Below are 8809 nucleotides of genomic sequence, written 5' to 3'. Positions count from 1 at the left end.
TTTTAAGATTTTAAAAATTGGACTAACAGCTCTGTGGTAAACTATTGAATCATTTGAATCTATTACAAAGGGAATTTTTCTATCACTTAAAGCATTTGCTATCTCATTTAACTGTTTATTACTCCTTGCAATAATTCCAATCCCACCATAGTTCCCACAAAAATTACTCTCTATTGAGTCCACCATAGTTTCTACCATATTTTCATCTTGAATATCCTCTTCATCCTCTGAGGGTTCACTCTTTCGTATAACTTCAAAATATCCAAGTTCTTCACTTTTTCCCTCTACTGAAGTAAACTCCCATCTGTGACTATGATTTTCTAAACTAGCTATCTCCTCATATGTTTCAGCTACTCCATTGAAAACTCCATTTGTAAAATCCACTATGTTTCTACAGCTACGATATGAAACACTCATTGTTTCCTCTTCTACCCCTATTATATTGGGAAGGTTTTCAAAAAGAGATTTCTCTCCCCCTCTCCAACCATATATACTTTGTTTCTCATCCCCTACACATATAAGATTTTCACAACTGTTTATCAATCCTTTTAAAATTCTCCATTGAAGTACACTTGTATCTTGAAACTCATCTATGAATACAGTTTTAAACTCACTGTCAAATATATCTTTAAAATACTGAGTTATACATCCATCTTTTATAAGATTAATCTCATCTTTATCTATATATTGAAACATATAACTACTTATATCCAAGTGTGTAAAACGTTTTTCACTGAATTTTATCTCATCATATATTGAGTATAAGTTTTCAATAAAATATAGAATCTCTTTTTCAAAAGTTAAAATCTCTCTATTAAAAACCTCTTTAGATATCTCCTCTTTCAACTGAGTAAAAGCCTTTTGTAAAATCTCAATCTCGCAATCTAAATCAACTTTACTTGTTGTTTTTACTCTACGTCCATCCCAACACTTTTCACTTTTAACAATATCATTCCAATTTTCAATGGCATAGTCTCTATGTGATGAACTATCCTTTTCTAAAACCCACTTTATAACTTTGCTCATATAGTCAGATAGCTCTTTTCCATCCTTTTTCTTTTCTCTTATGGATAAAAAAGCATCTGTAAGATGTTTTATAAGCTTTTCAATAGTTATATCTCCCTTTCTCTCATCTTTACTGTTTAAATTTTGAGACTGACCTATTAAAATTAACTTCCATCTATTATCAATCAGTTTTCTAAGTATCTCTAAATAGTTCTCAATATTACGTTCTGTTCTATTTTGTAAGAAAATTTTAAATCTGTCAAATTCACTTTTATTCTCTACAATTTTTTCAAAACACTTCAATAAAATCTCTATATTTTCAGTGTCATCAATAATCTCATAGGAAAATATATTTAAGTATGGTGCTATAACATTTTTAAATATATTATTTATAAATCCATCTATTGTGGATATTTTAAGTCTATCTTTATTATCTAAAACCTCATAGTAAACCTTTCTTACATTTTCAAAAGAAAGGTCTATTTCAGGATATAGATTTTTTAAATTTTCATATAAACTGGACTCTTTATCTCTATACATCTCCTCTAAAAATAGGATTACTCTTTCCTGAATTTCAGAGGTAGCTTTTTTAGTAAAGGTCATTACTAGAATATTTTTATAATTTTCACCTTTTAAAAGAGTGGCTAAATATTCTAAAGATAGTCTATACGTTTTTCCAGTTCCAGCACTTGCCTTTAAAACTATCCCTTTCATCTAAAACTCCCTCCTACAAATATTCCCATATTCACAATATAGACATCCACTTTTCTTTTCACTTAAAGAGTAGTTATCACTTTTAAAAAATTCAATCAATCTCTCTTTTAAAATCTCTCTGGTTAATTTTGACTTTTCTTGGTTCTCTATACTCCCTTCAAAAGCGTTATATATCGATTTTAATGCGTTATTCTCATCTCCATATAGCATAATTGAATAAAAATCTAGCTGATTGTCAATTTTACTTCCAGTTTTAAAATCTATAATATGATTATTGGTTGTTGTTTCAATAACTAAGTCAACCCTTCCATTTAAAGTGACCTCTACATCACCCTTTAAAAAAGGCTCTTTTTTACTGTTCTTCTCACTCTCAATACGCTTTACTTTTTTCTCTATATATAGATTTTCAATCTCTTTATAAAACTTAATAATATTTCTTGTAAAACGAGGTATAAGTATTTGAATAAAATAGTTATCTAAATACACTGGAACTCTTTTTCTATTGGCATAGAAACTCTTATATAGTAGTTCTTCAACCTCTTCAACAGACACTGAATAATCAGATATATTAAGGATTTTTTTCCACATCTTATCTGTTAATTTTTCAAATACCTCATGCACATATGTCCCTAAAAATTTAAGGGATATTCCCAAAGAGTCCTCTTTTTCAAAAGAGCTCAATCCACACACCTTGTTTAAATAGAATCTATATTCACATCTAATTAAAGTATCATAGTCATATGGTCCTAAACTTAACTGTCTATTTTTAAAGTCATCTCTATCTTTTAATAACTCATTTTGAGGGAAGTTTTGAATCTCTTTAGATGTAAATAGTTTTAGCTTTTCTAAAATATCCTCACTGTATACTGTTTTTTCAAGTCTTTGTACTCTATATTTATTTAATACCTCAGAAAGTATTGGGGATACTCCTTCACCACTATTTTCATTTTTTATATAGATAATTGTATTGAATCTATTTTTTAAAATATTTTGATAAAATCTATACTTCTCCTCTTTTCTTTCCTTTTCATAGTAAGTAAATCCATTATCCTTTTTCTGTTTTTCAGTTAAATAAAGTGAATCTCTTTTTGTTCTAGGAAGATATCTTGTACTTAAATTTATAAAAATAGACTCCCTAGATGGAATAACCTTACAATTTTCCATAGGTTTTATCAGATATTTACCCTCACTATTATCATTTCTTATAATCTCAACATTATTGAAGTATTGAAGTAAAAACTTTAATATATCTCCACCATTTTTAAAACAATTTCTAATCTCTCTCTCTTCCAACATTATCTCTGTAGTTTTGGCATATCCCATATATTCTTGAAGTTTATCATAGAAATCCACATAGATTTTTTCTCTAAACATATCTAGTGATAGCAGTTCATTAAAGTATATAATAAACTTATCTATACTCTCAATTTTTGATACTTTTATAATATCCTCATAGATTTGAGATATTTTTTCATTGCTCTCTTGACCAATATATTTATAATCCCAATCTATCTGATTATAGATATATTCCATATCCTCCCTGGATATATCATAATACTCTTGCATTTCAAGATTTTTTATCCCATTTAAAAACTTTTTAATGGGTATAAGATTATCCATTCTTGGCTCCATTGATCCAATTAGTTCACTTTGAGCATTTAAGAATTTAAAAAACTTTGTGTCATTTAAAGTATAAAAACTACCTCTCATGAAGTTATTTGGAAAGATTTTAGAGTATTCATTTGTATCGGCTTCTGGTGAAAATATATTGGTCATATGATTTTTCATTCTCATAATATCCAATAGATTCCCAACAAGTTCCAATTCATCTTGAACCTCTAGTATGGAGATATCAACTTTTTGTATCTTTGGTAAATACACATCTTTTAACTCTAATCTATCCTCATCAAAAACTCCAATCTCCCCTTGAATTCTAATAACAACTTCAATAAATTCATCCAACTTTGAGATTATATATTTATCCAATGGGGAAAAGTTGACTACATCTACAAAAACTATCTTTTTATACTTTTTAAATATGGATAGATTTAGATATTTTATATCTTCAACCCAATCCTTTGGTATATAGTTTCTTTTATCTAAAAAGGCATCATATTTCACTTTAAATCTTTCAAATATTTCAAAATATTTTTTTTGCCACTCCTCTAACTCTATCTCCTTCTCACACAAACTTCTATTTAAGTCCGTATAGTATTTAAAAAATTTATCTGAAAACTCTATGGACTCAAAATAGTTATTTATATTTATCTCTGCAAACTCTTTTTTCATATGATTGTATAAACTTACAAATCTCTTAGCCTCGCTTAGAACTATTCTATCTGTACTAAAAGCTAAATTTTTAAACTCATCTATCGTCAAATAAAGAGGGTCTGGTTCAAAAATATTTCTTTTACTCTCTTTTCTCTGACTATTTTTTAAAGGATAATCAGAAAACACATACACAATAGAGGGATCTTTTTTCAATCCCTGAATTAAAGACCCCCCGTAGCTTATATATTCAAATTTCATTAAAACCTCCTATTTTTTAATAGGTGTTGCACACTCTACAGCTGCACCTTTCAATATCTCTACTCCATGTACTAACGCGTCTATTACAAAATTTAGATTTTCTGTAGCTCCCTTTGGACTTCCAGGTAGATTTAAAATTATACTTCCTTTTCTAATTCCACATCTAGCTCTACTTAACATAGCCTTTGGAGTTATTTCAAAAGATTTTGCTCTCATATACTCTGCAACTCCCTGTGCCTCTCTTTCAATTACTGCAAGTGTCGCCTCTGGTGTTACATCTCTTTTAGAAAATCCTGTTCCTCCATTAGTTACTATTAAATCGGCTATATCCTTATCTGCCAACATTTTAAGCTCTTCACAAATCTCTTCATAAGCATCAGGAAGCATGTTATAATAGACAGTTTCATAACTCAGATGTTTTTCAAATATCTCTTTTAACTTTTGTCCCGTTATATCTTCTCTCTCTCCTCTTGCCCCTTTGTCACTTAATGTCACTATAGCTACTCTTATCATAACTCCTCCTTATAATATTGGTGCTAATAATTTTGAAATAGATTCAAGCACCCTCTCTTTTTTACCTCTATTTTTATACTCCTCTAAGGTAACTTTTTTAGAGTTTAAAATATCGCTCTCTATTCTTCTTTCCAATTCAGTTATATTACTTCCTAAAATCAAAAGGCTTATCTCAAAGTTTTGATACATACTTCTATAATCAAAATTAGCTGTTCCTAAAAATGCGATTTCACCATCTATAACAACAAGTTTACTGTGTATAAATCCATCTTTATATTTATATATCTCAGCACCTAGCTCTATTAACTCTCCATAGAAATACTGGTTAGCCCAATATACAAAAGCATGATCTCCCACACTTGGAATAACTATTTTAACTTTTATTCCCGATACCAATGCAACTTTTAAAGCATCTAAAATAGGTTCATCAGGTATAAAGTATGGTGTTTCTATATGGATACTTTTTTCAGCTTTTATTATAAGACTTAAAAATGTATCTTTTATAGTGTGAAACTCATAGTTTGGCCCAGAACTTACAACTTGAATTGGTGTCATATTGTAATCATCTTCATCTATCGCAATTGTTTGAAAAATATCTGTGGTATCCTTTTTTAAGAATTTCCAACTTCTTTCAAATTCGTGTAGATAATCTATTATAGCCTCCCCTTTTAAAGAGAAACCTATATCTTGCCATCTACCAAGATGTCCCTTTCCAACATAGTCCTTTCCTATATTTAAGCCTCCAGAAAAACATATTTTGTTATCTATAAGTGCTATTTTTCTATGATCTCTATAGTTCGCTCTCAAATTTCCAACCTTTACAAATGGAAAATATGATGGAAAAAACACTTCAAACATTATTCCAGCTTTTCTTAACTCCTCCACTCTATTTCTGGATACTCCTCTTGTACCTGCACCATCAACTATTATTTTTATCTCTACACCCTCGTTAACTTTCTCTAAAAGTAGATCATATATAGGCATTCCTACCTCATCATCATCAAATATATAATACTCCATATAGATAGATTTTTTAGCACTCTTTATAGCTTGTGTTAAATTTTCAAAAAAAGATTGAGCCTCTGGGTAGAATGTAAAGCTATTGTTATGAGTCATCTTTCCTAGAAGAACACCATCTAAATATCTACTTAATCCTATCCATTTTTTAATACTAACCATAGATTTTTTATTTAAGTTTTTTAAATAGTCATGGCTATTTTTTAGATAATATTTTGCTAAAGCTCTACGTTTTTTAAAGCTAATACCAAAAAATAGATACATTATAAATCCAAAATATGATGTCAATAGAAGTATCGTTATCCAAAATAGTGTAAAAACAGGTCTTCTTCTTTCAAAAAATATAACGATACATGCAAATATAATATTTACAAATACTAAGTAGTCTTTTAATGCTATTAATATCTCTTTCATCTAGTCACCTCTAACTTTTTTAGAAAAAAAGAAGAGTCGAAACTCTTCTTTTTATTTGAATTTTAAATCCAACTCTCTAAAATTATCCTCTAACCCTTTTCCATTAGAAAACTCTTTCTTTATTTTTTTTATAAACATTCCCATCTCGTCAGCACTTCCAACTATTCTATTAAAAATACCTAAGTATTCAGTTATAATTGGATTATCAACATCATAAGGATATCTCATCAGATGATCTATTTCACTCCAAGCCTCTTCAAAAACAGTTCTCACCTGAATCTCTACGAGAACTTCATCCTGTTTTGTAACTGGAACTCCAATTAAATAATGTATGGATCTATATCCATGATCTCTCACTATTATCTCACAATCTAAATCCTGAATAGTATTTTTTAAATCTTGAATATTGTAATCCCCTCGTCTTATATTGATCTGGGGAGTCTCTTTTGTATCCCATAACTTTGTTATCTCACAATGGATTCCACGCCAATCATCTTTAAACAAATGAAGTACACGTATTCCAATAAGATCAGTTATAATCTCTTTATAGTTTTCTACACTAATTCCACGATCTGCATATTTACGACCCTTTCTTATTATTTTTTCAATAAGATGTGTCGCTCTTTTTACTCTTCTTCTAACTGAATGAACCCCTTCACTATCAATTAATTTAGATACTATATGTTCAGCTTCTTTTTCTAAATAGGGAACTAATTTAATATAGTCAGCATAAATTTTCATCAGCTCATCCCAATCAAGTCCCGTTGAATGGAAATACTCTTCTGTTATACAGAATGCCTTAAAAAATTCCTCTCTGTCTATCGTATTGTCTAATATCAAAATAAACACCTCTTTATTATTTTCTAGGTATCTTCTCCAATGAAATTTCACAAGTTTTTCTATAAGCTACCACTTCAGTAGTTTTTATCTCTCTTATTTCTACTGGAGCTATTGTAACTATCTTTTCCCTAATATTAAAGTCATTTCCTTTAATTACGTGAACTCTTTCAACAGATATTCTATCTCCTTCTATTAACTGAACTTTATCCAGATCACATCTAAAGTTTACCCAACTTTGAAGTGTTGGAGTTTTTTCAATAAGATTCAGTAAAGCTAAAGAGTACAATGAGTTTTCCTCCTGTAGTAATCTCTCTTTCTTTATATCCTCTAATCCTAAAATCTCCTTTTCTAAAAGATCTAACTTCATAACCTCTATTCTATTTTCAAAAGATACCTTTCCACTTACTAACTTACCAGATAATTGTATAAGTTGTCCCATAAAAATCTCTTTTAAAAACTTTATGTTAAACATAAATCTCTTTAAGTTACTGCATTGGTATATTTTGTAATAGTAATTATTTATTATTGTATTAAAAGAACCATCATCTTTCAAGTCAATCTCTAACCCTAACTTAAACTCTCTGTTTTTTAATTCTAAATATTTTTTTCTGTTTATCTCAACTATTCTACTATTACAGTCTTTTAAATGTAGTTGATCCAGTTTTAAATCGGTAACTCCAAAAGTTTTTATTAGGTTTTGATTTTTCACATCTTTTATCGTAGAAAATTCAATTGGTAACCTATCCAATTTTAATGAGCTATACCTTATCTCTAAAGCACTCTCTATCATTTTAAAATCTTCATCTTTAACTTCTAATACTTCTGGGTCTCTAATCTCTATTTCTTCTTTACTTTCCTCTGAAATTTTATCCTCAGTTTCAATCTCTGAAACTTCTAAAACTGTTTCTGTGATTTCAATATTTTCAGTAGTCTCTTCAAGAGCCACCTCTAACATCTCCTCTGAGATTTCGTCCACTATAATTTCATCAGAAATATCTGAAGTTACCGAAAGAGCTTTTTTCCAATATATGCCTCTTTTAATTCAGAATCATCCATTGGTATTGAGCATAGGTATCCCTTTAACTCTTTAAAGAACTCCTCCTCACTGTGAGGTAGCAGTTTTATTCCAAGCTCATTCAATCTTTCAATTGTCTTTGTTTTTAAAACATTTGAATTGCTAACAGCGTAGATAACATCCTTTGTCTTTACCCCTGATAGCACAACCTCTAACATATCTATAAAATCTGAGTTATTCAAGTCTAATCCTAAAATTAGCGTCGGATAATTCTCTATATCTTCTTTAATACTTTTAAAAAAGTTTTTGTAGAAATCTAAAACTTTTAACTTTCTAAAGTCTTGGATAGAAACAAAAATCTTTTCATGTCTATTTACATCTCCAAGAATCTTATAATGTTTAACCTCTCCGTTGGATGCTATTACACACTCTTCGTCTGTAGGCAGTATCTTAACTACTTTATTACAGTTTATATCGTCTAAAACTATATCATAATCTGTTGAAAAAACAGCATTAATCTTATTACTTTCAGAGAAAATATTTAGTACCTCTGCAGTTTCTCTGTTTGTTTCGTACAAATTTTTGATTTTTTTCAATAATGAACTTCTACTGCTAACAACTCCATCTAAATATACTTGGCTAACTTGAAACAAAGAGTTCTCATCTCTTATATAACCTTTTATATTTTCTTTCATATCTTTCATCAACAGTTTGGCTAACTCTCTTCTTGTTGGATATCCAGCATTTCTAACTAAGAAATCC

At 29.2% G+C, this 8809-nt stretch carries 7 protein-coding genes; all 7 read right to left on the bottom strand.

Annotation, left to right across the window (positions count from 1 at the left end):
- On the bottom strand, positions 1-1719 hold a 1719-nt coding region (locus tag ACMOUI_RS04225; RefSeq protein WP_418964490.1), incomplete at its 3' end, for a UvrD-helicase domain-containing protein.
- A complete protein-coding gene (locus ACMOUI_RS04220) occupies positions 1720-4248 on the bottom strand; it encodes a PD-(D/E)XK nuclease family protein (protein WP_418964489.1) in 2529 nt (842 codons plus the stop codon). It lies immediately after the preceding gene.
- A 9-nt stretch (positions 4249-4257) separates the two neighbouring features.
- Positions 4258-4761 (bottom strand): MogA/MoaB family molybdenum cofactor biosynthesis protein, encoded by a 504-nt coding sequence (locus tag ACMOUI_RS04215; protein WP_418964488.1) that lies wholly within the window; start codon positions 4759-4761, stop codon positions 4258-4260.
- Positions 4762-4770: 9 nt separating this feature from the next.
- Positions 4771-6192: a cardiolipin synthase gene (gene cls, locus ACMOUI_RS04210; protein ID WP_418964487.1), complete on the bottom strand. Its 1422-nt coding sequence runs from the start codon at positions 6190-6192 to the stop codon at positions 4771-4773.
- Positions 6193-6243: 51 nt separating this feature from the next.
- Entirely contained in the window at positions 6244-7029 is a 786-nt protein-coding gene (locus ACMOUI_RS04205) for a RelA/SpoT domain-containing protein (protein ID WP_418964491.1), read from the bottom strand.
- Positions 7030-7048: 19 nt separating this feature from the next.
- A complete protein-coding gene (locus ACMOUI_RS04200) occupies positions 7049-8008 on the bottom strand; it encodes a hypothetical protein (RefSeq protein ID WP_418964486.1) in 960 nt (319 codons plus the stop codon).
- A gap of 26 nt (positions 8009-8034) precedes the next feature.
- Positions 8035-8809, bottom strand: a 775-nt coding sequence (locus ACMOUI_RS04195; RefSeq protein WP_418964485.1) for an SIR2 family protein, incomplete at its 5' end; no start/stop codon positions are given.

The sequence above is a fragment of the Cetobacterium sp. genome, assembly GCF_048470075.1.
Taxonomy (GTDB): Bacteria; Fusobacteriota; Fusobacteriia; order Fusobacteriales; family Fusobacteriaceae; genus Cetobacterium_A.
The sequence above is the reverse complement of the archived record's forward strand: the minus strand, read 5'-3'. Positions and strand labels throughout refer to the sequence as shown.